This is a genomic window from Litorimonas sp. WD9-15 (assembly GCF_050271975.1).
Classification (GTDB): Bacteria; Pseudomonadota; Alphaproteobacteria; order Caulobacterales; family Maricaulaceae; genus Litorimonas.
The window spans coordinates 2,463,428-2,487,603 of the sequence record NZ_CP189850.1; the positions used below are offsets into that span (position 1 = coordinate 2,463,428).

At 53.0% G+C, this 24,176-nt stretch carries 27 protein-coding genes and 1 other RNA gene; 18 read left to right on the top strand and 10 right to left on the bottom strand.

What is annotated here, in order from left to right; all coding sequences use genetic code 11:
• The first annotated feature begins 9 nt into the window (after positions 1 to 9).
• Together ACP9M6_RS11580 and ACP9M6_RS11585 are read left to right on the top strand one after the other, a co-directional pair.
• Positions 10 to 663 carry an SRPBCC family protein gene (locus tag ACP9M6_RS11580; protein ID WP_427451267.1) on the top strand — a complete coding sequence of 218 codons (654 nt, stop codon included), beginning with the start codon at positions 10 to 12 and terminating at the stop codon, positions 661 to 663.
• Positions 663 to 1,403, top strand: coding sequence for a glycosyltransferase (locus ACP9M6_RS11585; RefSeq protein ID WP_427451268.1), 741 nt, complete (start codon positions 663 to 665; stop codon positions 1,401 to 1,403). The genes ACP9M6_RS11580 and ACP9M6_RS11585 overlap by 1 nt, the downstream gene beginning before the upstream one ends.
• Here the strand turns inward: ACP9M6_RS11585 and ACP9M6_RS11590 are convergent.
• Positions 1,348 to 2,727, bottom strand: coding sequence for an amidohydrolase (locus ACP9M6_RS11590; RefSeq protein WP_427451270.1), 1,380 nt, complete (start codon positions 2,725 to 2,727; stop codon positions 1,348 to 1,350). The two genes, ACP9M6_RS11585 and ACP9M6_RS11590, sit on opposite strands and share 56 nt — an antisense overlap.
• An 81-nt stretch (positions 2,728 to 2,808) precedes the next feature.
• Between ACP9M6_RS11590 and ACP9M6_RS11595 the strand changes: the two genes are divergently transcribed.
• Positions 2,809 to 3,141 (top strand): zinc ribbon domain-containing protein YjdM, encoded by a 333-nt coding sequence (locus ACP9M6_RS11595; RefSeq protein WP_427451271.1) that lies wholly within the window; start codon positions 2,809 to 2,811, stop codon positions 3,139 to 3,141.
• 14 nt (positions 3,142 to 3,155) lie between these two features.
• Here the strand turns inward: ACP9M6_RS11595 and ACP9M6_RS11600 are convergent, their stop codons facing one another.
• The 5 genes from ACP9M6_RS11600 to ACP9M6_RS11620 all read right to left on the bottom strand — a co-directional run bounded on the left by ACP9M6_RS11600 (position 3,156) and on the right by ACP9M6_RS11620 (position 8,079).
• Entirely contained in the window at positions 3,156 to 3,890 is a 735-nt protein-coding gene (locus ACP9M6_RS11600; protein ID WP_427451273.1) for a hypothetical protein, read from the bottom strand.
• Positions 3,887 to 4,681: a thymidylate synthase gene (locus ACP9M6_RS11605; protein WP_427451274.1), complete on the bottom strand. Its 795-nt coding sequence runs from the start codon at positions 4,679 to 4,681 to the stop codon at positions 3,887 to 3,889. Before ACP9M6_RS11605 ends, ACP9M6_RS11600 begins: the two co-directional genes overlap by 4 nt.
• A 213-nt stretch (positions 4,682 to 4,894) precedes the next feature.
• Positions 4,895 to 6,019, bottom strand: a complete 1,125-nt coding sequence (locus ACP9M6_RS11610; protein WP_427451276.1) for a M14 family metallopeptidase — start codon at positions 6,017 to 6,019, stop codon at positions 4,895 to 4,897.
• A 12-nt stretch (positions 6,020 to 6,031) separates the two neighbouring features.
• Positions 6,032 to 7,183, bottom strand: a complete 1,152-nt coding sequence (locus ACP9M6_RS11615) for a hypothetical protein (RefSeq protein ID WP_427451278.1) — start codon at positions 7,181 to 7,183, stop codon at positions 6,032 to 6,034.
• Positions 7,180 to 8,079 (bottom strand): M20/M25/M40 family metallo-hydrolase, encoded by a 900-nt coding sequence (locus ACP9M6_RS11620; protein WP_427451280.1) that lies wholly within the window; start codon positions 8,077 to 8,079, stop codon positions 7,180 to 7,182. The genes ACP9M6_RS11615 and ACP9M6_RS11620 overlap by 4 nt, the downstream gene beginning before the upstream one ends.
• 250 nt (positions 8,080 to 8,329) lie before the next feature.
• Here ACP9M6_RS11620 and ssrA point away from each other — a divergent pair.
• Positions 8,330 to 8,702, top strand: a transfer-messenger RNA (tmRNA) gene (gene ssrA / locus ACP9M6_RS11625).
• Between the two features lie 6 nt (positions 8,703 to 8,708).
• On the opposite strand, the gene ACP9M6_RS11630 is transcribed toward ssrA, so the two are convergent.
• Both ACP9M6_RS11630 and ACP9M6_RS11635 read right to left on the bottom strand, forming a co-directional pair.
• On the bottom strand, positions 8,709 to 9,005 hold the full coding sequence (locus ACP9M6_RS11630) for a hypothetical protein (protein WP_427451281.1): 297 nt from the start codon (positions 9,003 to 9,005) through the stop codon (positions 8,709 to 8,711).
• An 86-nt stretch (positions 9,006 to 9,091) separates the two neighbouring features.
• Positions 9,092 to 10,480 (bottom strand): cytochrome P450, encoded by a 1,389-nt coding sequence (locus tag ACP9M6_RS11635; protein ID WP_427451283.1) that lies wholly within the window; start codon positions 10,478 to 10,480, stop codon positions 9,092 to 9,094.
• Positions 10,481 to 10,579: 99 nt separating this feature from the next.
• Here ACP9M6_RS11635 and ACP9M6_RS11640 point away from each other — a divergent pair, with 99 nt between their 5' ends.
• From ACP9M6_RS11640 to ACP9M6_RS11670, 7 genes are all read left to right on the top strand, one after another.
• Positions 10,580 to 11,152 carry an SspB family protein gene (locus ACP9M6_RS11640; RefSeq protein WP_427451285.1) on the top strand — a complete coding sequence of 191 codons (573 nt, stop codon included), beginning with the start codon at positions 10,580 to 10,582 and terminating at the stop codon, positions 11,150 to 11,152.
• Positions 11,153 to 11,155: 3 nt separating this feature from the next.
• Positions 11,156 to 11,431, top strand: coding sequence for a hypothetical protein (locus ACP9M6_RS11645; RefSeq protein WP_427451287.1), 276 nt, complete (start codon positions 11,156 to 11,158; stop codon positions 11,429 to 11,431).
• Positions 11,412 to 12,803 (top strand): class II fumarate hydratase, encoded by a 1,392-nt coding sequence (gene fumC, locus ACP9M6_RS11650; protein WP_427451289.1) that lies wholly within the window; start codon positions 11,412 to 11,414, stop codon positions 12,801 to 12,803. Before ACP9M6_RS11645 ends, fumC begins: the two co-directional genes overlap by 20 nt.
• On the top strand, positions 12,803 to 13,000 hold the full coding sequence (locus ACP9M6_RS11655) for a DUF4169 family protein (RefSeq protein ID WP_427451290.1): 198 nt from the start codon (positions 12,803 to 12,805) through the stop codon (positions 12,998 to 13,000). Before fumC ends, ACP9M6_RS11655 begins: the two co-directional genes overlap by 1 nt.
• Positions 13,001 to 13,126: 126 nt before the next feature.
• Positions 13,127 to 13,357, top strand: coding sequence for a hypothetical protein (locus ACP9M6_RS11660; protein ID WP_427451291.1), 231 nt, complete (start codon positions 13,127 to 13,129; stop codon positions 13,355 to 13,357).
• Entirely contained in the window at positions 13,357 to 13,587 is a 231-nt protein-coding gene (locus tag ACP9M6_RS11665) for a ribbon-helix-helix domain-containing protein (RefSeq protein ID WP_427451293.1), read from the top strand. The genes ACP9M6_RS11660 and ACP9M6_RS11665 overlap by 1 nt, the downstream gene beginning before the upstream one ends.
• A 68-nt stretch (positions 13,588 to 13,655) precedes the next feature.
• Positions 13,656 to 14,054, top strand: coding sequence for an acyl-CoA thioesterase (locus ACP9M6_RS11670; protein ID WP_427451294.1), 399 nt, complete (start codon positions 13,656 to 13,658; stop codon positions 14,052 to 14,054).
• 10 nt (positions 14,055 to 14,064) lie between these two features.
• Here the strand turns inward: ACP9M6_RS11670 and ACP9M6_RS11675 are convergent, their stop codons facing one another.
• Complete coding sequence (locus ACP9M6_RS11675; RefSeq protein WP_427451295.1) at positions 14,065 to 15,003, bottom strand: D-Ala-D-Ala carboxypeptidase family metallohydrolase; 939 nt, start codon at positions 15,001 to 15,003, stop codon at positions 14,065 to 14,067.
• Positions 15,004 to 15,029: 26 nt separating this feature from the next.
• The gene (locus ACP9M6_RS11680; RefSeq protein ID WP_427451297.1) at positions 15,030 to 16,562 is read right to left on the bottom strand and encodes a L,D-transpeptidase family protein; all 1,533 of its coding nucleotides are present in this window, start codon (positions 16,560 to 16,562) and stop codon (positions 15,030 to 15,032) included.
• A gap of 144 nt (positions 16,563 to 16,706) precedes the next feature.
• Between ACP9M6_RS11680 and map the strand changes: the two genes are divergently transcribed.
• The 7 genes from map to ACP9M6_RS11715 all read left to right on the top strand — a co-directional run bounded on the left by map (position 16,707) and on the right by ACP9M6_RS11715 (position 24,163).
• Positions 16,707 to 17,528: a type I methionyl aminopeptidase gene (gene map, locus ACP9M6_RS11685; protein ID WP_427451299.1), complete on the top strand. Its 822-nt coding sequence runs from the start codon at positions 16,707 to 16,709 to the stop codon at positions 17,526 to 17,528.
• A 3-nt stretch (positions 17,529 to 17,531) separates the two neighbouring features.
• Positions 17,532 to 18,212 (top strand): RadC family protein, encoded by a 681-nt coding sequence (gene radC, locus ACP9M6_RS11690; protein WP_427451301.1) that lies wholly within the window; start codon positions 17,532 to 17,534, stop codon positions 18,210 to 18,212.
• 73 nt (positions 18,213 to 18,285) lie between these two features.
• The gene (locus tag ACP9M6_RS11695) at positions 18,286 to 19,782 is read left to right on the top strand and encodes a spinster family MFS transporter (RefSeq protein WP_427451303.1); all 1,497 of its coding nucleotides are present in this window, start codon (positions 18,286 to 18,288) and stop codon (positions 19,780 to 19,782) included.
• Between the two features lie 78 nt (positions 19,783 to 19,860).
• A complete protein-coding gene (gene purB / locus ACP9M6_RS11700) occupies positions 19,861 to 21,189 on the top strand; it encodes an adenylosuccinate lyase (RefSeq protein WP_427451305.1) in 1,329 nt (442 codons plus the stop codon).
• Positions 21,190 to 21,509: 320 nt separating this feature from the next.
• Positions 21,510 to 21,995, top strand: coding sequence for a hypothetical protein (locus ACP9M6_RS11705; RefSeq protein ID WP_427451306.1), 486 nt, complete (start codon positions 21,510 to 21,512; stop codon positions 21,993 to 21,995).
• A 137-nt stretch (positions 21,996 to 22,132) separates the two neighbouring features.
• Positions 22,133 to 22,597 (top strand): thioredoxin family protein, encoded by a 465-nt coding sequence (locus ACP9M6_RS11710; protein WP_427451307.1) that lies wholly within the window; start codon positions 22,133 to 22,135, stop codon positions 22,595 to 22,597.
• A 111-nt stretch (positions 22,598 to 22,708) separates the two neighbouring features.
• Complete coding sequence (locus tag ACP9M6_RS11715) at positions 22,709 to 24,163, top strand: hypothetical protein (RefSeq protein WP_427451308.1); 1,455 nt, start codon at positions 22,709 to 22,711, stop codon at positions 24,161 to 24,163.
• The last annotated feature ends 13 nt before the right edge of the window (positions 24,164 to 24,176 follow it).

A 24,176-nucleotide genomic window follows, 5' to 3' on the forward strand; every position in this document is an offset into this window, starting at 1 on the left:
CTAACAGGTATGACCCGTACCGCATTTTTTCTCCTCTCCCTCATGCTGCCGACCTCTGCTCTGGCTTTTGACAAGCCTGACTTAACACCCCCGGAAATTCAGCAACTCGAACGAGGCAAGGCCATTATTTCCGTCTGGAAGGACAAGACACGGGAGCACTCACCAAGTATTTCTCAAGGCGGTATAGATATCATGGTTCCCGCCTACCGCATTTGGGAGATCATGCTGGACTGTGACCGGATGTATGAAATATCTAGCGATATTCGCGAATGCGACGTCTTAGAAGAAGCGGAAGATAAAACTTGGGACATCCGCAAACAGAAATTTGCCGTCAGCCCCTACCTCCCCAAATTCAATTCCACCTTCCGCACGGACTATTCCGGCAATGAGCGCGACGGCCTTGTGATGACAATTACGAAAATATCCGGAGATTTGAAAGTCCAAGAGGGCCGTTGGGACATTATTCCTCTCTCCCTGACCGATACGCGCGTCATTTATCAAGCGGCCATTGAGCCTAACTTTCCTATTCCTGACCGGGTTATTCGCAAACAAGTCGGCATCGGTATTCCAGAAATCTTGCGAAATTTGCGCGACGTCGCAGAGGCCGACCAGGCCATGAGCCTGCAGAAAAATGTCGCCATGCCGGATGATCCGGCTTTGTAATGACGGATGCAGAGATCAGTGTCGTTATTCCAACCTATGAGGATGATCCTGCCCTCGCCAATTTGCTCCTGTCGCTGTCTTTTCTAGACGTGGCAGAGATCATCGTGAGTGATGGCGTCGTTCGAGAACCGCCGCAGAACACGCTCTCCAATTCTGGTTCAATCCCGCTGACTTACATCCCCGCCTCAAGAGGCCGGGGGTCACAGATTGCGGCAGGAATAGATCAAGCCAACCAGAATACGATTTGGGTTCTTCACACCGATAGCGTTCCACACACTCAGAGTGTCGCCGAAATACGGCGTCTCCTCGCCAACCAAAACATAACTCTGGGCTGTTTCCCGCTTCGTTTCAAAGATCGTTCCTTCTGGCTGAAACTTTTTTCAGTTTTCAGTCGATTTGAGAGTGCCTTGACGACATTTGGGGATCAGGGATATTTTTTTCGTTTGAGAAACTACAAAGCCCTAGACTTAAACCTCTGCACCTATCCACTCTTGGAGGATGTCGCCCTTCGAAGCGCTTTAAAAGCGAAAGGGAAAGTCCGTAAATCGAGCTTAGCCCTTACGACATCGGCCAGACGATTCAAAAAATACGGCTATCTTCGCACACAAGTTCGAAACCTGAACATCCTCTTACGATATAAATTGGGCGAACATCCCGCCCAACTCTATCGCCGTTATTACGGGACTATTCCTCAAACAGCTCCAACGCACCCGCCGTCATCGACTGCACACCCAGTGTAAGAGATGCCTCCGGTTCGGGGGCAAAGAAAGGTGAATGGTTTGCGGGTGGCAAATCGCCCTTGCCCGACATCGCTGCTTTCATCGCTTTGGCATCCGCCCCGCCCGTCCAGAAGATGAAGGTTGGGATATCACGGTCATAGCGATGGAATTGCGAGAAATCCTCGCCGCCCATACTCGGAGGACGTTCTACAAGTTTTTCCGTCCCGATAGACTCACCAATAGCTTTCATGACGCGGGTTGTCATTTCGGGATCGTTGAAGGTGGAAGGCGTATAGTCGCTCTCCATCTCAACAATTGGCATCAGGTCTTCCGGCAAACCCGCAGACAGCGCCTGTGCAATCGCAATACGTTCTATCCCGTCCAGTAAAGTCTTTCGTACACCGTCGTCATAGGACCGCACGGTGATGAGCAGTTTCGCCTCATCCGGAATGATGTTGTGCTTATAACCCGCTTGGAAAGAACCGACCGTCACAACGCCGGCCTCGAGCGGGTTGACTTCGCGCGACACAAGCGTCTGCAGCGCATTCACAATTTGCGACCCAATCACAATCGGGTCCTTACCCATATGCGGCGCGGAGCCATGCGCGCCGACGCCCTTGATCGTGATGTCGACACTATCAACATTGGCGAGCGCATAGCCGGACGTATACGCGATCGTGCCCGCAGCATCCCAACCCGACGTATGGGTCGCGAGGACATAGTCCGGCTTCGGATGTTCTTTATAGAGGCCGTCTTCCAACATCGCCAAAGCGCCGAGCCCGATTTCCTCGGCGGGCTGTCCGATTATGACCAGCGTCCCCGACCACTCGTCTTTCATCTCGACAAGCTGGCGCGCGGCGCCGACAGCGATTGCCATGTGGCTGTCGTGGGCGCAGGCATGCATGACGGGCGCCTCGTTGCCTTTATGATCCGTACCGATAGCTTTGGAGGTGTAGGGCAGTCCCGTTTTTTCGAGGAGCGGCAGCGCGTCGATATCCGCGCGCAGCATAACCGTCGGCCCGTCACCATTTTTCATCACGGCGACAACGCCGTAACCGCCGACGCCGGGCAAAACTTCACCGACATCCTTTTTGACCTTCTCGCGCACCCAATCATCGCCGACATTCTCGGTCACATCAAAGCCAAGCGACTTCAACTCGCTCGCAAACCGCGCTGACGTTTCCTTTTCCATGAGGGACAACTCAGGGTTCTCGTGAAAATGCTTATAAAGGTCGAGGACGTAATCATAATCATCGACAACCGCCGTCGTCAGATCATCGGCAGAGGCCGCGTAAGATGTGCCTAAGGCAAGAATGGCCGCTGTGGTTGCTAGAATACGTTTCATAATGTCCTCTTTTCTCTTAAATTTCTGATGACGCGGAATGGCGCTTGATGCAAGGCGTGAGACCTAACTGAAAGTCTTGCGATGTCTGAAACCCCGCCCTGCCCCGAATGTGATTGCGCCTATACCTATGAAGACGGTGCGCTACTCGTCTGTCCCGAATGCGCCCATGAATGGAACCCCGAACTGCCCGCTCCTGGTGCCCGGGTCTATAAAGATGCCAACGGAAACGTCCTGCAGGACGGCGATATGGTCACGATTATCAAAGACCTGAAAGTCAAAGGCACGTCGAAAGTCGCAAAGGTCGGAACGAAGGTCCGGATCAACCGGCTGATTGACGAAGACCACGATATTGATTGTAAAATTGACGGGATTGGAGCGATGAAATTGAAGACAGAGTTTGTGAAGAAGGCTTAAAATACTGCATATAATCAAACAATTACTGCCGCTTTATCCCAAAGTTCATTATAGAGATTTTGTTTCTCGGCAACTAGATGCGGGTGCATGGGAATAATGTAAGACGGTTTCTTTCCGCCGTCACTAATCGAACCTCCAGTTATCCATCCGTCAGTACCATCAACGAAAAAAACTCTGTCATGCGCCTTTTTGCTTGTTCGTAAATTTATCGATGAGGAAAATTGTTTCTTGTGTTTGTCTGCGTAAGGTTGAAGTTGCTTGGCTTGTGAACCTTGCGATAAGATACTCAGTTCGTATTCGCCTTTGAAATCAGAAAAATAATCTCGAAAAGCGTCTTCTCCAAAATAGGGATCAATCAAAAAAATTTTCCGTTTCGCTTGACTAAAAATCACCTTCAAGTCTTTGAAATAGTCGAATTCTGAGCCAGCTTTATATATGTTTCCAATCTCGTCTCGTCCCTCAAGTTCAAGCTCTAATTTAAGGTCCTCAATAACATCTCTTACGCTAGACAAAGCACCTCTTAATCCGTCAACCCACATATAGGAGTTAAACATAGTCTCTGTTGAAGCCTTGAAACCCGCTCCGTTAGAGAGACTAACCTTTCTTATCATAGCTCCAACTCTTGCGAGCCACAATATCTGGGGAGCTTTGGGGTCATAAATTGGATTATCGCCAAAATCTGGCAAATTTTCAAACTCATCTGACAATTTCAACAAAATTAGTTGTTTTTGAGGGATAGAAAGCTTCAAACCGCAACCTTCCCGGCAATATGCGGATGCGCTTTGTACCCCAAAATCTTCACGTCCTCATACGTAAAACCGTCAATTTCCGTCACATCGGGATTCAACTTCAACTTCGGCAACGCCATAGGTTCGCGCGTTAACTGCAACTCCACCTGCTCGAAATGGTTCGCGTATATATGCGCGTCGCCGAATGTATGCACAAAATCGCCAACTTCCAACTCACATACCTGCGCCATCATATGTGTAAGCAACGCGTAGCTCGCGATGTTGAACGGGACGCCTAGGAAAATATCCGCGCTGCGCTGATAGAGCTGACAACTCAGCTTCCCATCCGCGACGAAGAATTGGAACAGGCAGTGGCACGGCGGCAGCGCCATATCATCGACATCGGCAGGGTTCCATGCGCTGACAATGTGACGGCGTGAGGCAGGATTGATCTTGATCGCCTCGACCACATTTTTGACCTGATCGATCACCGTGCCGTCAGGTCCAACCCAACGCCGCCATTGTTTCCCATAGACCGGACCGAGATCGCCGCTCTCGTCCGCCCACGCATCCCAGATCTTGACACCATTCTCCTGCAAATACCGGATATTCGTATCACCCGCGAGGAACCAGATAAGCTCATGCACGATGGACTTTTTGTGCAGCTTCTTCGTCGTAACCATAGGGAAACCGTCCGCCAGATCAAACCGCATCTGATGCCCGAACACGCCGCGCGTGCCCGTACCCGTCCGGTCCATCCGGTCCGTTCCGTTTTCCATAACGTGGCGAAGAAGGTCGAGATATTGCTGCATGAAATTTATCTAACCCGTCTCTACCGAGTCGGCGAGTCAGCTTGTGGACAAATCTGGTTTTCAGTGTGACGCGCGTTACAGACCAACTCTGCAACAGGTCTTAGACACAGAACAGAGGATCGGTTTCCCATCTATCCTCTATCCACGGCGGTAACTGACGGGGCGTTCATTCCGGCGTAGGGGTTGCGGCGAAAGCCGTGACCCCAAAATTTTCTAAAGCTGGCCTATAACATCCGCCATTGCATCCAACATGGCCGCACCTAATTCCGCGCAACGATCCGGGCTCCAGCCAACCGACTCATCCGGTGCATCCGCATTATCTTTGAACGGCATTTCCAGTGTCATGGCGAGACAGTCATAACGATGCGCGGTGAAATTCGTGCACATGGTCAGGTTGCCCGTGCCGGGCGCGGAGAGACCGTAGCCAACCTTCGTCTGGAAATCAGGTGACGCTTTTTTATAAGCCGTGAGAAACGCGGCCAAGTCTGTCGCCTGTTTCTGCGTATATCCTGGAATGCCTTCCGCACCCGCGATGAAATTATAGGGCAACGCTTCGTCGCCGTGGACATCAAGGCAAAGGACAGGCTTATCCGCATCCATGGCGGCAATCACGCAATGCACTTCCGGTGATTTTTCCGGCGTCGAGACGCCCCACTCGCGGTTCAAGTTCGCCCCCGCAGCATTCGTGCGGAGGTTCCCGTGACGGCTACCATCCGGGTTCATATTTGGGACGATGCGGAATGTAATATCTTTGCGCAGCTGTTTTGCGACAGCATCTTCGCTGTCCAGCAGGCGTGCGAGAAAACCTTCCATCCACCATTCGGCCATGCTCTCACCCGGATGCTGACGCGCAATGACCCAGATCGTTTTGTCTCCCTCTCCGACGGAGAGACAATCCATAGCTTGCCCTTCGACAGTCGTCCCGAGAACCTCCAGCGAGACACCGTCATGTTGGAGACAATCCGCGATCAGGTCGGCATGACGTTCCATGCTATAAGGCGCAAAGTAAGCGTAATAAACGGAGTCCGTTTCCGGCGTGTGGTCCCAGACGAGATGACCGTTTTCATAGCGCGTATCGGCGACGCGGAACCATTCCTCGCGGTCATAACTCGCGACGACTTTATAGTCTTCCCAACCGCCCTTAAACGCCGCATCCGCCGCATTGGTCAGGCGCAGCGTGCAGGGCGTGTCTTTGCCACCCGTTAGGCGGAAATAGAACCATTGGTAGAAATGCGAGTTCGTATCCTTACGGATGGACAGGCGGATATCCGAAGCATTATCCGCATTTTCAACAATGATATTACCAGAGTCAAAAGCGGCATTAATGTGAACGGTCATTGTAAAATCCTATCAGGAAAAATCATCGGGAGCGGATGTGACGGCGGCGATGGCATCCGGTACGAGCGCGGCGTCTAACCCTTTCCAGAACACACGCCAAGCCCCGCCGTCATTCTCGGACAGTTGCATACCGTCGCATTGTTTCATGTACCAGAAATTGAACGGATTTTCGAGACGGGAACGCCAGACAAAGGCGGGAATATCCGCACAGGCCGCATCCCAAATATCGCGGGCAATTCCTTCACCCCGCGCTTCTCGTGTAACGAAGAACTTTGAAAGATAAGTCAGCTCGCCTGAGTCGGTCGCCAGCGTCTTAAACAGTGCCCCACCGCGATAATCGGATTCAATGAAACCTTTTAGGAGCGGCGTGTCGAAAAAAGCGGGATTGAGGCGTTTGCCGAATGCTTCATCCATAGCTTTGGACAGGCCAGGTTTCGAATAAGCATCGAAACTCTCCCCCCTTAAAATTTCCGCACCACGGCGGATGAGCGTGCCTGACCCGCGCACGGTGAACAGCTCGCTTAACAGGTTTAGAGGCGAAGCAATAATATAGCTACGACCAGACTCTGCCGTCTTATCTAGATCTAAGACGCAATCCAAAAATCGCACTTGTCCGGCGGAGAAGTTCTCGGTCTCCATGAAATCCGGCAAATCCGCAATCGTCAACGTTTCGCGGCGGATACCGTTATGGTTCAGTCCGCCGGATGGTTGCAGAAAGATGATCTTGTTCGGTTTCAATTCAGAGACCAATTTGGACAAGTTCATCTGCCCGCGCCGTTCTGTCATTTCCAGAATCGGCACAATGCCTTTCCGTGCTTTCCGCCGGACTTCGGCAATCAGGCCATAGCTCGCCGTATTGAGTTTCGCGCTTTTTACACCCGAACGGTCCAAGTCACGCGACAGGCGTTGCGCCTGAAACTTCACGGAAGTCGGATTATCTTCCATCGCGCCGATGACGAGAATAGGACTGAGTTGGAGGTTGGAGAGAATGCGCAGGGCGGACGTCATCGCCTCCAGCAGCGGATTATTGAGACAACGCGGGTCGAGGACGAGCATGGCAAATGTCTCGGCATCCTGCTGCGCAAACAATTCCGCATAATATTGCGCGTCGCGTTGAGCCCCGACGGCGGAGAGGCTTTGCAGGACGGTTTCGCGAACACTCATGACAGCACACCTTGCAGCGCAACGGCGTAACGCCGCGCGGCCGTTTCCAGTTGCGCGATCTCGACATATTCATTCGGCTTATGAGCCTGTTCCAGATTACCGGGACCGTAGACAACGGTGTTGATGCCCGCCTCGCTCGTCATCGCCGCCTCGGTCCAATAGGGTAGATCGACAATTTCGGTGTCACCAAAGACTTTGGAGAAAACGGAAATGTCTTTCGTTGCGAAGGGTTCAAATGCAACAATTGTGTCCAGTGTCGCATCTTTCGCCAATGCGTAAATATCCGCCTCCCGCTGCCGCACATTATCGCCGGGTGGCGGGCGGAGGGAGAGCCAGAGTTTTGCGAGGGTCGGGATGACATTATATGCACCGTCACTCTCAATCTCGCCAATATTCACGCAGAGGCCCTTGAAGGGGTCGACACCAAAATCGAGATTTGCGTCCGCATAATCGCCGACCTTTGCGGCCAGACGCGCAGCTTCCAGCAGAGGCCTCGCAGTGACATCTGCAAGTGAACTATGCCCACCAACCCCCTGAAACTCTGCGCTAATCGCTAACATTCCACGATGGGTTCGCCCAACATGACAGGAGGTTGGTTCGCAAACGATAGCGGTTTCAATACCGGTCAGACGTCCATCCGCGATGACGGCAGGCATAACCTCGCTGCCATGCTCTTCATCGCCAGAAAACAGGATGGCGACATCTTTGGGTGTCACCGCTTCCAACGCACCGAGAATACAGGCCGCAGCGCCTTTAATATCACTCGTCCCTAGGCCGACGACGCGGTCACCCTCATGACGGAGGGTCAGCGGATCACCCGTCCACCCCGCCCCGCTTGGCACGGTGTCGATATGAACATTCAGAACCGTTTTCGGTTGCCCCCAGCTTGCCAGCACATAACCGGAATTTGATTTCCCCCGGGAACGCGCAACCTCTCCGACATGAAGACTATCGGGCGAAAAAGCTTTCAGGGCTTCTTCCAGATACCGGACACAGACTATCTCATTGCCCGAGCCGTTGCGCGTATCAAAGGCGACAAGCTGTTCGAGGTAAGTCAGAATGGATGTCGTGCGAATATCGGGGATTGGATTCTCCTTACTAACGAAGACTTACCCCTCGCAATCGCCTGTGACAATCCTACGGTCAGACCTTGAAATCAAAGCCTTATCGGCGCATATGTTATGGGCTGGCTTGCCAGATATGACGATAAACGCGCATGTAATAAGCGGACTGGACCCGGGGGCGGTACCCGGCGACTCCACCATTAAGCTCTCCCCCGTCTCCACGGATGGGAGAGGGCTTTTCAGTGGGGTCGAAATAGGATCGACAGACGTCTAAAGATGTTAGCTTTCGTTCGTGTGAGCACCGATAAATGCTCAACTATTATAATTGCTAATGACAATTATTCTGAGGATTTTGCCCTAGCAGCGTAAGCTGTTCGGACAATCCGACTTAACTCCTAGGGCATCAGACCCCTAGGCGGGCTCCGGGGAGTAGCTGGCAACAGGAACTCCCCACTTTTTTCTTAAAGCTTAAATTCCGTGGCTATATCAATTTCGATGAGCGTCGGTTGATAGATAGGACTGTTCACACCAGTAAGCTTCTTTCCTTCGAGCGCTTCGAGCTCCAAAACACTAAAGCGCGTTGTTCCAATTCGCATCTCTTTTGTATCGGCATTTATCAAACTCAGGATTTGAGCATTCCTTATCCATCTAGGAACAACAAGAAACTTTGAGTCAGTCGACCAGACTGCAGACGGCCCAAACCCTGGGCCAAGCGGCAGATCATCTAAAGATAGTTCTCCAGATGTCGGAGCCCCCATTGCGATCTCATATAACCGATTTATGACAGCCCTATGCCTTCCGTCCGGGCTTGCAATTTTAACTGAATGGTGTCTCCAAGCAGAGATCATCGCTTCACCATCCGCGCAGGTACTCCACCTTCCGGCCTCAATGTAACCGTCATTAACGGTTTCGGATAGCAATCACTTGGTATCTCCACATCATAATCCCTCACCAGCCGCGCGAGGCTCATGACCGCTTCCATCGTGGCAAAGGCCGCGCCGACGCAGATGCGCGGCCCTGCGCCGAAAGGCATATAGGGCGCACCTTTGGCTTTTAGGCTTGGGTCGCGCAGAAAGCGATCCGGATCGAAGGCCAGCGGATTATCCCAGAGCCGATCTGTCCTATGCATGACATAGTTACAGAGCAGGAAACTGTCGCCCGCTTTAATCTCCCGCCCCGATACGACCGTGTCCTCATGACAGAGACGGTTCAACATCGGCGCGGGTGGATAGAGGCGCATGGTTTCGTCAATGACCGCCTGCGTGAATTTCAACTCGGACATTTGGTCATAGGCGATATTGCCTTCGGGGCAGACCGCCACGACCTCTTCGCGTATCCGCTCCAAAGTTGGTCTGTGCATCCCGACGAGATAAAGCGCCCAAGTCAGGGTCAAAGCCGTCGTTTCGTGCCCCGCGATGAAAAACCCGATCAGGTTGTCGCGCTGTTCACGCGCAGAGAGGCCCTCCCCCGTTTTCGGGTCGCGCGCAGCGATGAGGAGGCTCACGAGATCATCTTCAACAGGCTCAATTTTTCGCTGTGCAATCAATTCATCCGCGGCCTTTTTCAACTTTTTCAACGCCCGCGACCCTTTTGGCGAAATTGGACGCGGGACCCAGGCGGGAAACGGGATAAGATCATCTGGGCGCAATGTCCCCGCGCTCGTGACCATATTGCGCGTCGCGTATTTTAATCGCTCACCATCTAAGCCTTGTGGGTCGCCGAGTAATGCCTTGGCCAAAACATCGAATGTCAATTCCGCCATCGCCGCGTTCAACTCGACGTCCGGCTCTGCGTCCAATCCGTCGCAGAACGAATCGAGCGTTTCCGCAATGAGCGGCGCGAGGTCTTCCATATGGCGTTTACGAAACATCGGCGCGACGGCTTTGCGTTGGCGCTTCCACTGCTCGCCGTGGACCGAGAGCAAGCCCTCTTTCGTGGCAGGGCCGAGAATGCGGGCATCAATCGCGGTTTTCGTGAATTTCTTCGACTCATGCTGCAGGACCTGCATCATACCTTCGGGGTCCGTGATGACGTGGAGTTTCTTGCCGAAATTCGGGACACTGACGATGGGTTGATTATAGGCGAGCGGACCGAATCCCTCGACCGGATTCCGAAGGAACTTCCACGTCGCATGGATAAATCCCTCATCGCCTTTCAACGGCTTGGCGTGCGGTGGATAGAAGAACCCGTCCATTTTCACGGCGGGTGATTGAGTTGCGGTTGGGGTGCTCATGCCTTTTCATACGCCTGAACACGGAAGGATGAACTAAAAAACACGCAATCGCGGCTTTATGACTGTTGATATCCGCTTTGGGCGGGTTACTGTATGTGCATGAGTTCAGACCTGATGAATTACGAGCAAATGACGCAACTCGCCCTGCGGGGTGTCGTCCGCGATGCGATACGCCGCGTTATTCGCGAAGACGGATTGCCGGGCGCACATCATTTCTACATCACTTTTTTGACCCGCTATCCCGGCGTTGAAATCGACGAAGGACTGTCCAAGAAATATCCCGAAGAAATCACGATTGTTCTGGAACATCAATATTGGGATCTGAACGCATATGCGGATGAGTTCGAAGTCACGCTGAAATTTGGCGGCATCCCGAAATATCTGAAAGTCCCCTATCACGCGATTTCCCGCTTCCACGATCCGAGTGTTGGCTTCGCCCTGCAATTCGATCCACCTCCAGAAATGGACGGCGTGGGCGGCAAGGGCAGCGAACCTATCGCACAAATCGCGCCTGCGAAGCCCGCCGCAAATCCCAGCACAGCCCTCGGCGCACCGATGACGAAATCACTGGGGAAAGCTAAACCTGCGAAAGCGGATAAGGATGATGACGGGGACAAGCCGGATAATGACGGTGAAAAGGTTGTGAGCCTGGATAGCTTTCGGAAGAAGTAAGCTATGCTGAAGCCGTTTTTGTTTGCAAAAGCGCCCTATTGGCAAGTCTATGAGCGCAACCCTTGGTTTGTTGCTCGTAACGAAAAACCAAATTGGACAAATAAGCTGGCGAAATGGGTTTGCTTCGGCAGTTTTGTTTCAGTTATTCCAATCGTGTACTTAACTATGTGGCTGACGAATAATGGCTATCTCGGCTTAGTGGCATTTTTCCTTTGCCTCGGACCTTCTATCTATCTCTTTTTCCGAAAGACCGCTTATTATGACCAACCTCCGTACTGAATCCGACTCCTTCGGCGAACTCACCGTACCTGCTGATAAATATTACGGTGCGCAGACAGCCCGCTCGCTTATTAACTTCCCCATCGGGATAGAGACCATGCCGCCTGCACTCATCAGGGCGCTCGGCATTATCAAGCGCTCGGCCGCGATTGCGAACCATAAGGCGGATAATCTGGAAGCCGAAATTAAGGACGCAATCGTTCAAGCCGCATCCGATGTGGCCGAAGGTAAATTGGACGACAACTTCCCCCTCTCTGTCTGGCAGACGGGTTCGGGTACACAGTCCAATATGAACACAAATGAAGTCGTCTCAAACAAAGCCATCGAAATTCTCGGCGGCGTCATCGGCTCCAAATCGCCCGTTCACCCCAATGACCATGTGAACCGCAGCCAATCTTCGAACGACACATTCCCGACCGCCATGCACATTTCAGCGGCGGAGCAGATCACGCATGAACTCCTCCCGCAGCTTCAAGTTCTACGAAATGCGCTGAACGATAAGGCGGAAAGTTTCGCAAAGATCATCAAGATCGGCCGCACCCACACTCAGGACGCAACACCCGTCACATTGGGGCAGGAATTTTCCGGCTATGTCGCGCAGCTCGATCTCGGTATCGCACGGGTGAAGCGCGGATTGGAAGAACTCTACCCCCTTGCCCAAGGCGGCACGGCCGTTGGAACAGGCCTAAACGCGAAACCAGGTTTCGCCGAAGACTTTGCGTCTGAAGTCGCCAGCTATACGGGCCTACCCTTCCGCACGGCGGAGAATAAGTTCGAAGCTCTCGCCGCGCATGACGCCTTTGTCTCTGCCCATGGGGCCTTGAACACGGTCGCGACCAGCCTGTTTAAAATCGCGAATGACATCCGCTTCCTCGCCTCCGGCCCGCGTTCAGGCCTGGGCGAAATTTCCCTGCCCGCGAATGAGCCGGGCAGTTCCATCATGCCGGGCAAAGTCAATCCGACGCAGTGCGAAGCCCTGACAATGGTCTGCGCACAAGTCATGGGGAACAATACGACCATGACGATTTCGGGTAGCCAGGGTCATTTTGAATTGAACGTCTATAAGCCGGTCATGGCCCATAACATGTTGCAATCCATCACGCTCCTCGCCGACTCGTCGCGCAGCTTTGCCGATAAATGCGTGGTCGGCATCACGGCGAATGAAGACCGCATCGCTGACCTCATGGGGCGTTCCCTCATGCTCGTCACGGCGCTGGCTCCGACAATTGGCTATGACAATGCCACAAAAGTCGCCAAGACCGCGCATAAGAACGGCACAACCCTACGCGAAGAAGCTGTCGCGCTCGGATTTGTGACGGAAGCGGAATTTGACGAAGTCGTTCGCCCCGAACTCATGATCGCGCCACGCTAATGACTGGCGATATCGTCAATTTCAACAAAGCCAAAAAGGCCGCGGCACGTCATTCTAAAGTGAAACGCGCCGCGTCCAATCGCGTGAAATATGGCGCGTCAAAACCACAAAAAGAGCGCGCAGCGGAGCTCACTAAAAAACTCCAAGACAAACTGGACGCGCATAAACGCGAAATAGACCCACAAGATGAGACATAGGGTGTTATAGTGTAGCGAACCTGCTATGACAGGAAATGAAGTCAATGCGGGACAGTTACCTCGCCGAGCTTTACAACTCAGGCGTTTGATAAAACCGCGCCTCTCTAGCAAAAGCGAGTCAAAATTATGGGTGACAACTCTACACCGGATGCTTCTAAATTTAGCAAGGGCGGCGGGAATAATGCAAATTTCGGCGCGCCCAAAAAGTCCCTTTCGCGTGGGGCCAAGGACCAGCGCGCGGCGGAAAATAAAGTCGTCAGCGGCGCAACAGACACCGAGAAAAGCCGCAAGGCCAAGATGCTGGAAAAGCTTCAAGCTAATCTCGACTCAAATAAAACGGCATCCAACGAAGAGTAATGAAGAAACGCTCCATCTCGCTCTACGGGCATCAAACGTCCGTTGCCCTGGAGCCCGAATTCTGGGCTGTGATAGATGCCGCCGTTGAAAGAGACGGCGGTAGTTTCGCAAGCTTTATCCGCGCCCGCGATGACGAGCGGATGGCAGGCGGTCCAACACGAAACCTCGCGAGTCACTTGCGGGTCTGGTGTCTGGAGCGTGTTGCCGCACAACAGGCGGGCAAAGATTAAGGCTTGTTTTAATCACGTTCATTTTTCTTGGCCCACGGGCTGGAACACGGCATATCACATCCATGGCCATGAGTGACAGATTGAAATTCCGCACACGTAAAGTCGTCAAACCCGGCGATCTGAATTCCCGTAATACGCTTTTCGGAGGACGGCTGCTCGAATGGATTGACGAGGAATGTGGGGTATATGCCGCCTGTCAAATGGAGACGCAAACCCTTGTCACGAAATCCATGTCGGCACTCAATTTTCTCGCACCTGCGGTGCAAGGGGATGTTGTGGAGATCGGCGTCGAGACCGTAAACGTTGGAAGATCCACCATTACAGTCGAGTGTCATGTCCGCATCAAACACACGAAACAGGAAATTGTCAGTATTGATGAAATCGTTTTCGTCAATGTCGATGATAACGGACGTCCCGTCCGTCACGGCAAATATGCGACTTGGAAGAGTGGTTCTGACGCCAGTTAATCCTGACCTTCTAATGCCCCCAACGGGCGCGGTACCCTCTGCTATCAATATGGACAAACGGACCGTGGGCTGAATTCGCGCCGTAAACCCCGACACCGCCGGACGGCCAATTGCGACCGCCTTTTGAAGCCAATTTCTCCGCCAGTTTCGCGAGCGTACGCGCGTCATCTTTATTGACCAAGCCGTCGCCGTTCAAATCATCCATTCGGCCATCGCCGTCGCCGTCCAACCAGATATCCGCCGCCCCGCCATAAAGGTGACGTGAGGATGTCGTCTTATTGCCAATTGAACGGTTATAATGCGGCGTTCTAAATCCGCTCATAATATGAAGCGTGTCCGCCTTCCAGCCTTTCGCATCCGCAGCCTCAAGAAGCGTTTCCAGCTTGATGAGGGTCGCGGGATTAACGAGCAGATAGGTCGGGTCATGACCGGGCTGTTGTTTGCAGATAAACTGCCCCAGCGTAAAATGCGGTGAGATTTTCAAATCCGCCGGACCGTGGGACAGGTCAATAAAGCCCATGGGCTCTGCGTAACTTTGCATTCCGCGGAACAGTGTTTTGCGATATTCGCCGATTTTATAGCCGTTCAGAGAGACATCGGTGCCGTTCTTAAATGGCGTGAGAACAAATACATGGAGCGTGATTGCCTCGCCATTTTGCCGGAATGTCAGTTCATGGCGTCCGGGCGTGGCAGGCGCTTTCCACGTCACGGTTTTGCCTGAACGCGTCACAGTTCCAATAGAAGCCTCGACATCGGCCTGTGTTTCCACGACAAAATTGGAAGACGGCATAACCGTTGCCATCATCACGGTCAGGTCGCTCTTCACTCCCTGGAAGCCGATCGTGAAAGACGCGCGCATGTCAGAAGACTGCGCGGCGGCGGGCGAGCTTATACAGGTCGCAATTGCAACAGAGGCGTAAAGGAGAGACAGTTTAACGCACTGAAACATGCTGTTTAAAATCCTTAGAACAAACCTCAACGGGTCCGGGGTTTCGCGTTCAATCCCGCCAGAACGGCAGAATCACGATCATAAATATCATCCAGATACCGGATGCCCGCCTTGCCCTCGCTTACCACAGTGAAATAGAGGATGTGCACATCGACCTTTTCGCTCAGGTTCACGCGTGTTTCCTTGCCCGTTGCGACAGTCTTATTGATCCGGTCAAGATTCCAATCCGGTGTCCCTTCGAGTAACCATGCGGAGAGCTCCAACGGTTTTTCCGTCCGCAGGCAACCGGAAGAAAAAGCGCGTTGACGCTGGGCGAATAAGCCACGCGTCGGTGTATCGTGCAGATAGACATTGTGCTTATTTGGAAACATGATTTTGACCTGCCCCAATGCGTTTAGCGGACCGGGGGCTTGCCGGATCCGATAGGGGAAATTGGAAGGACTGACCGCGTTCCAATCGATGGATGAGCCTTTCACAACTGACCCGTCGCGGTCCAATATTTGAAAGCCGAGCCGTTCCACAGCTGCGGGATCTTTACGGAATGTGGGCAATTTATCGCGTGTCGCCAATGAGCGCGGTGTTTCCCACCAAGGGTTGAGAACGATGTAACTGACTTTATCCGAGAAGACGGGTGTCTTGCGATAAGGCTTTCCGACAATTGTCAGATGAGACCGTTGCTGCACGCCGTCTTCCCAAGCCGTCACGTTAAAGCCGGCGATATTCGCGCGCAGATGTCTACGGCCCAAATCGTCCGGCAACCAACGCCAGCGTTCCAGATTGACTCGAAGCTGGTTCATTTTCTCAATGAAACCCCGATTGAGAGCCCTTACGGTCGCGGCCCCGGCCACGCCGTCATCGTCCAAATCGGACGCCGCTTGAAAATTCTTTAAAGCCGTCACTGTTTCCGAATCCATGACACCTTCGAAAACAGTTCTGTCGAGGTGACCCAATTCTGCGAGGCGCTGTTGGAGCAATTTTATGCGTGGACCTGACATGCCGGGTTTGAGGGCTTCGCCGGGCGTAACAGTCGTTTGCGGCATTGCGGCTTGCAGCGTGACCGATTTATATTCGGCCATGAGGGCCGCATATCCAGCCTGTTTCGGGGCTAGCGCGTTCAAACTGTCGCCGACGTTTCGCGTCTCAAGGGCTTGCGCCAGAATGCTCTGTAGGTCCGCAGACCGCTTTACCGCCGTCCAGTCCGGTTCAACAGAAACGGCATCCAGTTTGCCGGACAGCATATGTGCCGCCGCGGAGAACCAGGCATCCGTCGCCATGCGGTCGCGATCCAGACCTGCGGATAAAGACAAAGCGTCGAGATGATAATCGGACGGCGTCAGGCCGTGCGCGGCCAAGCCCTCCAGCGCCAAACGAAGGGCTGCAATGCGGTCGTCGTCCCAAACAACCTGCCCCTGGCGACTGGCGAGAAACCCGGATGTCGCCTTCGGGGCCAGCAAGGCCGTAGCTGGTGTTGCAGCGCTTTGCGCCGCCGCGTCCGGTGCAAATTGCGGACTTGCCATCACGCAAGAGAGCAAGGCGGCGGGGAGTAAAAACTGTTTCATGTCAGGCCCAATTTTCGCATTCAGGACACACCCTGAACTTTCGCTATACAGAGAAACGCGCTGCGCGGAACAGGATTTTACACGTCCCAATTTGGCGTCACATCGCCCCTAGCCGTGCCCCCGCGACACCGCTATATGCGGGTTATGAATTATATTGATGCAGCAGACGCGCCCGAACTCCGTGACGGGGCGATTAAACTCCACGGGGCCGATGGGTTCGCGGGCATGCGCAGAGCTGGACATCTGGCGGCGCAGTGCCTCGACATGCTGGCAGGTCTGGTAAAGCCGGGCGTAACCACCGGAGAATTGGACCGCGCGGCCTATGAATTTATCGTGGATAATGGGGCCCTGCCCGCCACACTCGGCTATCGCGGCTATCAGCATTCGCTCTGCACCTCGATCAATCACGTGGTTTGCCACGGTATTCCAAATGACAAAGCCCTGAAAGACGGCGACATTATCAATATCGATGTCACCGTCATTGTCGATGGCTGGCATGGAGACACGTCGCGTATGTATGCCGTGGGCGAGATAAACCGCCGCGCGGAACGCCTGATAAACATTACTTATGATTCGCTGATGCTCGGCATTGCGGCCGTGAAACCCGGTGCGACAACGGGCGATATTGGTCATGCCATCCAGACATTTGCCGAAGGCGAACGTTGTTCCGTTGTCACCGATTTCTGCGGGCATGGCTTGGGCAAGCTGTTCCATGACAGCCCGAATATCCTACATTACGGTCGCAAGGGCGAAGGCGAAACCTTGCGCGAAGGCATGTTCTTCACGATTGAGCCGATGATTAATCTGGGGCGTCCGGATGTAAAAATCCTTTCCGATGGATGGACGGCTGTGACGCGCGACCGGAAACTGACCGCGCAGTTTGAACATTCGATTGGCGTCACGAAAGACGGTTGCGAAATTTTCACAACTTCGCCTACCGGCTTGCATCGCCCTCCTTATTCCTAAGACGTGACGGAAAAGCCGCATTATCTTGACCATCGCGACCGCTTACGGGCGCGGTTTAAATCTGGCGGGTCTGAGGCCTTGCAGGACTACGAGTTGCTGGAACTCTTCCTGTTCAATTCCATTCCGCGTCGTGACGTCAAACCCATCGCGAAAGATCTCATCCGGACCTTCGGTAATTTATCCGAAGTTTGCGCGGCGGATTTCCACCGCCTGACCTCCGTCAAAGGTATCGGTGAGAAGACTGCGCTGGACCTCAAATTGCTTCATGCCGCTTCTATCCATATGGGGCGGAAAAGCCTGCTCAATCGCCCTATTTTGTCAAGTTGGCCTGCCCTGCTCGATTACTGCCGCACGGCGATGCAGTTCGAATCCGTTGAGCAATTTCGTGTCCTCTTCCTCGACCGTAAAAACCGTCTCATTGCAGATGAAGTCCTCGGCCAAGGTACAGTTGACCGCGCCCCCGTCTATCCACGTGAAATCGTGAAACGCGGTCTGGCGCTGGAAGCCACCGCCATCATCATCGCGCATAACCACCCGAGCGGCGACCCCACACCCAGCCACGCCGACATTGAGATGACAAACCTCGTCATCGACACGGCCAAAGCTGTGGGGATTACAGTCCACGATCATCTGATTATCGGGCGTGAGGATATTGCGAGTTTTAAAATGCTGGGGTTAATGTGAACGAGTTTAATCCTGGCAAGGCTTGACCCCCTCACCCCTTTCCTGTCCTGTAGCAAAAAATTAGGGGAATGAGATGAACGACGAATCTGTTGTGACATCGGTACCGGACACACCGGCTAAACCGAAAAAAGGTTATCGGACTCTCGTCCTCCTGCTGCTCACCCTTGTTTACGGGTTCAACTTCATTGATCGCCAAATCGTGGGTATACTTGCCCCGTTCATTCAAGCGGACCTGGACCTCACAAATACACAACTTGGCCTGCTGATCGGATTGGCATTTGCAGCGTTTTACACAATTCTGGGGATTCCTTTGGCCTTCCTCGCCGACCGGATGAACCGTGTGACTCTGCTCTCTCTCGCACTGGCAACATGGAGTGGGTTCACGGCGCTAACGGGTTTCGCACAAAACTTCATGCATATCGCCCTCGCCCGTGTTGGCGTCGGGATTGGTGAAGCCGGTGGCAGTCCACCGTCTCACTCCATGATTTCAGATTTTTATTCGAAGACAGAACGCGCTGGAGCCCTTGGAATATACTCGCTCGGCATTCCGCTTGGGATTATGTCGGCCTATTTCCTGACAGCGAGCTTGCTCGGCGCCGACCCGAATGAGGTGAACTGGCGTCGCATCTTTATCATCCTTGGTGTGACGGGCGTAGTGCTGGCATTTATTGTGAAGCTCGTCATTCGTGAGCCGCGGCGCGGCGCGATGGAGTCAGCCAGCACCCTTCCGTCCGGCTATATCCCTATAACTGACTCATGGAAACAGGCCAATCTTCTTCCACGCTTCATCATATTTGGCGGATTATTATCAATATTAGGGCTTGGAATTCTCTCGGGGAAAGTGCTTCCAATTTATGCAATTTTATCATCCTTCTTCATTATCATGATGTTTGTTCTCACACTTCAACCTGGTGTGATGACAATTCTCAAGATCAAAAGTTGGTGGTGGATGGCGCTGGGCATCGCCTTTGCGAGTTTTGCCAGTTACGCCGTCTCCGGCTTTCAGACGAAATATCTTCGCCTCCTCGATCCGGAGTTCAGTTTCCGAACGATCATTATCTGGATCGGGATAATTAACGGGACATTCTACGTGGCAGGGACCTATTTCGGGGCAAAGCTCGTCGATTGGCGGTCCAAGACGGATATCCGCGCCTATGGCACCATTCCCGCGATTTCGATCCTGTTGGCCTTTCCGCTCGCAATCGCAACCTTTTGGGCGCCAACCGTCGTCATGCATCTCGTCATAGGCGCAGCGCTGCAACTCTGCCTCGGCGTCTATCTGGGACCGAGCTTTGCGATTGCGCAGACCCTCGCGCCGATCAAACTCCGCGCAATGTCGACGGCGCTCTTTTTCTTTGTGCTGAACATGATCGCACTGGGCGGCGGACCGACATTTGCGGGCGCGATGATCGATGTCTTTCTGGGTGCGGGCAATGTGGAGTTGGAGGCTACACGCCTTGCCATGTATGTTACATTCGGCGCCTATATCTTGGCTTTCATCTTCTACATGCTGGTCCGCGTGACCTTGCCAAAGGACTGGGCGGCCTCAGAAGCCCGCAACGAAAGCTAGTCGACACCTTGACCTGACCCGCCGCCTGATGTCCAAGGCGGCGCATATATATAGGTGAGTCTCAGAAAGTTTTTTGGCATGATCGAACGTTACGCCCGCCCCGAAATGACGGCCATCTGGTCGGCGGCCACGAAATACCGAATTTGGTTCGAAATCGAAGCGCATGGCTGCGACGCGTTGGCCGAATTGGGCGTAATCCCAAAGGAAGCTGCAGAAAACATCTGGAAGCGCGGCGGGTCGGCCAAATTCGATGTCGCCAAAATCGACGAGATCGAGCGTGAGGTCAAACATGACGTCATCGCATTCCTGACCCATCTCGCCAGTTTCATCGGAGAGGATGCGCGGTTCGTGCATCAGGGTTTCACCTCATCCGATATTCTCGACACGACGCTGTCCGTGCAGATGGCCCGCGCGACAGACCTGCTCCTCATCGGGATGGATCGCGTTCTGGCCGCGCTGGAAAAGCGGGCCAAGGAACATAAAGAGACGATCACGATTGGCCGCAGTCACGGCATCCATGCCGAGCCGACAACTTTTGGTGTCAAGCTCGCGCGCTTTCATGCCGAGTTCGCACGCGGACGCGAACGCCTCGTCCAAGCCCGTAAGGAAATTGCCGTCTGCGCCATTTCCGGCGCGATTGGCACTTTCGCGAATATCGATCCGGCCGTCGAAGAACATGTCGCGAAAGAAATGGGCCTCGCGATTGAGCCCGTCTCCAGCCAGGTCATCCCGCGCGACCGCCACGCGGCCTATTTCGCGACGCTGGGCGTTATTGCCTCTTCCATTGAGAACATCGCAGTTGAAATTCGTCACTTGCAACGGACCGAAGTCTTAGAAGCCGAAGAGTTCTTCTCCAAGGGCCAAAAAGGTTCCTCTGCCATGCCGCATAAGCGCAATCCCGTTCTGACGGAAAATCTGACGGGTCTCGCGCGCCTCGTCCGTATGGCGGTCATGCCGGCGATGGAAAATGTCGCGCTTTGGCATGAACGCGATATTTCGCACAGTTCTGTCGAGCGCGGGATCGGGCCGGACTCGACCGTTCATCTCGACTTCGCCCTGTACCGTTTGGCGGGCGTGATCGAAAATCTCGTCGTCTATCCGGATCAAATGCGCAAGAATATGGACCGCCTCGGTGGGCTACACAATTCGCAACGCTTTCTCCTCGCGCTGACACAGGCCGGAGAACAACGCGAGAGCGCCTACCGTCTCGTCCAACGTAATGCCATGAAGGTGTGGGAGATGTTCAGGACTTCCGGTGATGCGGGTGACGGGGCGTTCCTCAATCTCCTCCTGCAGGATGAAGAGGTGACGGCCCTCCTTTCAGAGGATCAAATCCGCGATATGTTTGATGATGTGTACCACCTCAAACATGTCGACACGATTTTCAGTCGTGTTTTCGGCGAATAGAACGCGATTTCTGCTTACCTTTGGTTAAACACTCTGACCAATTCGTCAGAGTCCGGTCATTATGACCTTAAAATTTGCTGAAGCCTCATGGCAGCCTGCGCACTTTAACCGCAGGGTAACCATATCTGATTTCGACTGAAAAAAATATTCAGCTTATATTTCAGCACCCTAACACTCATCTTAACAGTTTCAGCAACCATCCTAAACCGTCTCTTAACGCGGAATTTGGGGAACGTTTACCAATGGTCGTTACACATCGGCCCATAACAAAAACAAACGCGAACCCTAGAAACAAACAACCTGAGACAAAGGATCAGATCATGAAACTTCTCACTACAGTCTTGGCCGCAGCCGTGGTCACAACAGCTTTCGCCGCACCAGCTTTCGCGGCTAACCCTGACGTTTACGTCGTCAATTTCCGTAATGCACAGGATAACAACTCTGCCCGTCTGGACGGACAGCTCGCCGCTGCGCTTTCCATGTCCGGCGTCAATGCAGAGGAAGTCGTCATCGACACATCCAATGCAGCAAAATGGGAAAAAGGCGCACATGACGCTTTTGACCGCGACATCGTTCCAGTCTTTAACCAGTGGGTCGGCCTGCCCGGTTTCGCCGCTGTTGTTGACGCCGAGTCAAAGCGTGTCATCGGTTGTGTCAACTCGACATTCTCCGCCAATGAAATGGCTGAAAAAATCCGTCAGATGGCCGCAACATCTACAGGTTCTGCTTACATGAGCCGTGCGTCGATCTCGACAAAAACAACGCAGTGCCCCGCACCGCATAATGTCGATCCTTTCGGAAAGTAAGTTTCGATAACGATGTCTAGGGAGAGGCCCGGAACCTATGGTTTCGGGCTTTTCTTATGTTTGACAGCCTTATCCCCTCACCCAATCGTGAGTGAAATTTTCAGGTCATATTCATAGCCACATGTTAGAGCACCCGCATGAAACATCTTCTGAAAACCGTTCTACCCGCCGCGTTTCTTGCGCTTGGTTTAGGTGGCAATAGCCAAGCTTATCCGGTGCAAACGCCCGACGTCTATGTGGTGATGTTCCACGCCGATTGGTGTGCGCCGTGCAAGGTCGTCAATCCGCTTCTGGATGAAGCCCTCAACCGCCTGCGCGATCCCCGTATCGAATATTTACGCATCGATATTTCCGGTGGGTCGGGCGACTATAATGCCAATGCCGTTTTTGATCGCGGGATTGTCCAGCAATATAATATGTGGCTGGGTGTGACGGGATTTGCGGCCATTATTGACGGCGATACAAAGCAAACTCTCGGTTGCGTGAACATGAATTATGACGCCGAGTCGATGGCGATGCACATCCGTAATTTACAAGGTGCAGCACAGCAGAATGCGCAAACCTTTGATCTGACCTGTCCGGAACCGAATAATCCGATATAACATATTTATGGTGTGAATTTTGCCTTTACAGACTGGATGTCATTTTTAAAAAAGTGAGTGGCGGCGCAAGATTTTTAATATGGATGTCGCCTTGTTTTAAAAAGGGCGATCATGAAACATTTATCCATTCTCTCAGGACTTTTAGCTTCGGCAGCTATGCTTAACGCGCCGACGAGCCTATCTATAGACACATTCAAATCCGGCTGGATACCGAGTGCAAATGCGCAGGAAGTGAAGATTGGCTATACAAATATAGAATTAATCTTCGCCATAAAATCCCCTACTGGAGAGGATCAAACGATTGCATCAACAATCTCCGAACCGTCTGCGACACGACTTACAATACCTCTCCCTGCCGAAAGTATGAATGGTGCTGATCGGCTAAGTTTCAAGTCACCCTGTGGAAGAACTCAGGTCAATATTCGTCAATTAGGGGAAAGCGGGGAAGCTGTCAAAATAGGTGAAACAGATATTCGCGCGAGAGCCTTCATGCAAAATGATGGTGATGTATTGCTGAGGTTCAAAGCCAATGACGGAGCACAGAACGATCTAAACACTTGCATTGAAGGTCTTATATTCGAAGAACCGTTTGAAGGTCCCGCGCCGGACACACTCGATCTGGAGTCTGAGTACTCTGAAAGAACCGCTGAATCAGGTGGTGACGAAACATCCGGCTTCGAGCTTGCTGACGGTTCGATATTGCGGCTGATTGGCCTCAAGACAAATTCCATTCAGGGGCCTCTGGCCGGAACGCAAACGACTTCCTCCTCGAATACGCAATTTGGTGGAAAGGAACCTACGCTGCAAATCGGACGTCTTCGCTTCGCAGAGACCAATCGTGGGGATATCAGACTCGTTGCAAATGCAAGCACAACAGACCCCGATGCCAAATTAACGCTTAACGGGGTAGTTACGGATCGGGCCAACGCAATGCCGCTCGTTGTCCTAAGTGCAGAAACACCAAAATTTCTGGGCCGCACATTCAAATCGCTTGTCACCTTCGCTGATCCTGAAAGTGTTGCGGGTATGGAATATCATGTGGAGGCTACGCTTTTAAACACATCCGGCGAGGAAGTAGGCTTTATCGAAAAGCTGATACGCGCAGGCGTAAATCTGGATGAAGATCAGTCCGGAGACCTACTTTCGAATGGCGGTGTGACAACATTTTCCAATGTTGAAACTATTGAACTCGCGCTCGACTTGACGCCAAACGGGACCGGCGAAGACTTCACACTCAATGCGAATGTTTTTCAGTCAGAAAGTGACGAGGTGGCGCAGCTCATCGTTGCCATTTCTCCGCAAGATGGGGGCTCAGATGCCGATCCCGCAGACCTTAAACTGGATTTTGTCGAGAGCTGCGCGCGCTGGGTTGTCAGGGGAAATGCCGGAACAGCCGACGTGAAAGAAACGGGTATAAGCTACAATTTGGCCGTCTCTGATGGAATGCAAGACGTCATTTCGCTTGGTGGAGATTTGGGCGATTTTCCCGCTGATATTCAAGAGGGTAAAGGGAAAGGAACGAAACGCAGTACGACAACGTGTGGAGCACGTCCGGAACTCCAGTAAAGGACCGGAACTC